The sequence below is a fragment of the Peptostreptococcus sp. genome, from assembly GCF_977045075.1.
In genome coordinates this window covers 1-2,664 of the sequence record NZ_CDRRTB010000139.1, presented here as the reverse complement: position 1 = coordinate 2,664, position 2,664 = coordinate 1, and the positions used below count along the sequence as shown (strand labels likewise).

The following is a 2,664-nucleotide window of genomic DNA, read 5'->3' as shown; positions in this document are numbered from 1 at the left end:
GGTAGTAGGCTATCAAAGCCATAATAATGGACTTAATGTAGGTAATAAGCAGGTATAGGCTGCTGGAATTAGACATAAATTCTATAAAGCCTGCATCCTTTATAGTCTTATATTCCTCAGCTGTCAGGTTTTTCTTATATAAATCTAATACTGTATTTATATCTATTTGTAGGTTCTTGACTAGGTCAAGATTCAAGTAGTACTTAAGTATGGCTGTATAGGCAAGTAGGCCAACAGCAAAAAAAGCTACAGATAAGAGAAACATTTTTAAGGATGCAAACTTATAAATGTCGTCACCCTTTTGCAATCTAATTTTAAATCTAACCCTATCCACACTTACAAAACTCTCATTGGCAATAAATATACCTGAAACAAGGCCTGGTAGGACATACATTAGACAAGTTGCCAAGGCAAATTGTAGGCCACCTAGCAAAAAGGCTAGGGCACTTATAAGTAGGGCCGCTGAAAGTGAAAATACCGGATTTGCTTCCATTCCTATCAAGACCATAGGTACAACTGCCACTATAGAAAGAAAGGATAAATAAGGGTCTATGCTAGCTAAGGAGATTAATAGCAGGCATAGGACCAACATGGATAGGTTCACTATTGTTTTTCTATTTGTATCATTAACCAATATAATATCACCTCCGATTCATAGTGGTTATCTAATATATTATATCATTTAGAGCTAATTATGTAAATTCAAAAAGGCAGGGGACTGGTTATATGTCCAGTCCCCTGCCCTCTTAAAACTATTCTGATTCAAGAGATTAAATATTATGCATTTTTCCTAATACCATCCAATATATCCTGATTACCATATTTTTTCATATACTCCAAGAATGCAGCATGTGAAAAAGAAAAAGTTGAATTCTTTAAGGCCTGTAGCTGGTCTGCAGCGTATTCTTCTGCAGTAATTAGGTACGTGTAGCTCCTGGACAGGGTAGTTCCGCTGTAAACCACGTCGCTAACTTTGATGTACTCTTTCTTCAACAAGTTTCTCAACACAACTTGAATAGTATTTTTACTGATGTCTTCGTTACAGTGATAAATTTCAGTCGCTGTAAGAGATCTGTCAGTATTCCACAATATAGACATTACATCTTCTTCTCTGTCGCTTAATTTTGTCAATAAACCTCTCATTTTGCTCCTCCTTAAAAAATTATTGATATCTTAGTAGGACTCTACCATTAGAAATCCAAACGTAGAATGTAAGATTGGTATTACATCTGCAAATATATCTAATCATATTATAACATTTTTATAAAAAACTATAAATAAAAAAAACATAAAAAAATAAAATATATATAAATTTAATATATAAAATTCAAAAAAAGGGATAAATTACTATATAAAATAAATATTTAGTTAACTTAGTATTTAATTATTAAACCAAGAAAACAGGCTCCCACAAGGGGAGCCCATATCATAAATAGTATATTAATTTATTGCTTGTGCTTAGGGGTTAAGCTTTTGCACCTGCTATTATTTTTTCTGCATAATTAGCTGGAACCTCGGCATAGCTATCAAATTCCATTTCAAAGTATCCCCTACCCTGAGTCATAGACTTGAGGTCAATTGCATACTTGAAAGTTTCTCCCTGAGGAGCTAGGGCCTCTAATATCTGCTTGCCCTTACCATTTGATTCCATGCCTAGTATCTTACCCCTTCTCTTGTTCATGTCACCCATTACGTCTCCCATATATTCCTCTGGTATAGTAATAGTTAGCTTCATAACAGGTTCAAGAAGGACTGGTTTAGCTTCTTCCATACCCTTCTTAAAGGCTATAGCAGCAGCCATCTTGAAGGCCATTTCTGAAGAGTCTACATCGTGGTATGAACCATCATATAGGACAGCCTTGATATTTGTTACAGGGTAACCAGCTAAGACACCCTTTAGCATAGAGTCCTTTAGACCCTTTTCAACTGCTGGTACGTAAGACTTAGGAACTGAGCCCCCAAATAGCTCTTCAGAGAAGTCAAACTCTGATTCACTTCTAGAGAACCTAATCTTTACGTGACCATACTGACCATGACCACCAGACTGCTTCTTGTGCTTACCCTCTACATCCGATGATCCCTTGATAGTTTCCCTATAAGGAACCTTTAGGTCATTCAGGCTTACCTCTATACCAAACTTATCCTTCATCTTATTTACAAGAGTCTTTATATGTAGCTCACCCTGGCCACCTATTAGGGCCTGATGAGTTTCGTTATTTCTGTAGTAATGAAGAGTAGGGTCTTCTCCAACTAGTCTAGTTAGGACGTTGGCCATTTTGTCTTCATCATTCTTGTTCTTAGGAGCTATAGCAAAGTATATCTGTGGCTTAGGGAAGTGGATTTCTAGTTCAACCTCAGCATCCTTGTTAAGTGATATAGTATCACCTGTGGCAAGACCTGCAACCTTTGTAACTACTATGATATCACCTGCATTAGCCTCCTGTAGCTCTATCAATTCACCACCACGAATCGTATAGATGTTAGATATCTTTTCCTTGTTTCCAGACCTTAAGTTGAAAACTTCCTTGTCCTTAGATATAGAACCATGTGTTATATGAATGTATGAAATCTTTCCTACGAAAGGATCTATAAATGTCTTAAATACAGTTCCCTTGAAAGGACTAGCCTGGTCAACATATGTAGGGTCTATATAGTTTTCAAGAG

The 2,664-nt window shown here is 36.3% G+C and carries 3 protein-coding genes; all 3 read right to left on the bottom strand.

What is annotated here, in order from left to right:
• A partial coding sequence (locus ACW6OJ_RS08005) for a hypothetical protein (RefSeq protein WP_456096269.1) occupies positions 1 to 634 on the bottom strand: 634 nt, incomplete at its 3' end.
• 143 nt (positions 635 to 777) lie between these two features.
• The gene (locus ACW6OJ_RS08000; RefSeq protein WP_293427519.1) at positions 778 to 1,143 is read right to left on the bottom strand and encodes a BlaI/MecI/CopY family transcriptional regulator; all 366 of its coding nucleotides are present in this window, start codon (positions 1,141 to 1,143) and stop codon (positions 778 to 780) included.
• A gap of 322 nt (positions 1,144 to 1,465) precedes the next feature.
• Positions 1,466 to 2,664 (bottom strand): elongation factor G (locus ACW6OJ_RS07995; protein WP_456096268.1); only part of this gene is annotated, 1,199 nt, incomplete at its 5' end.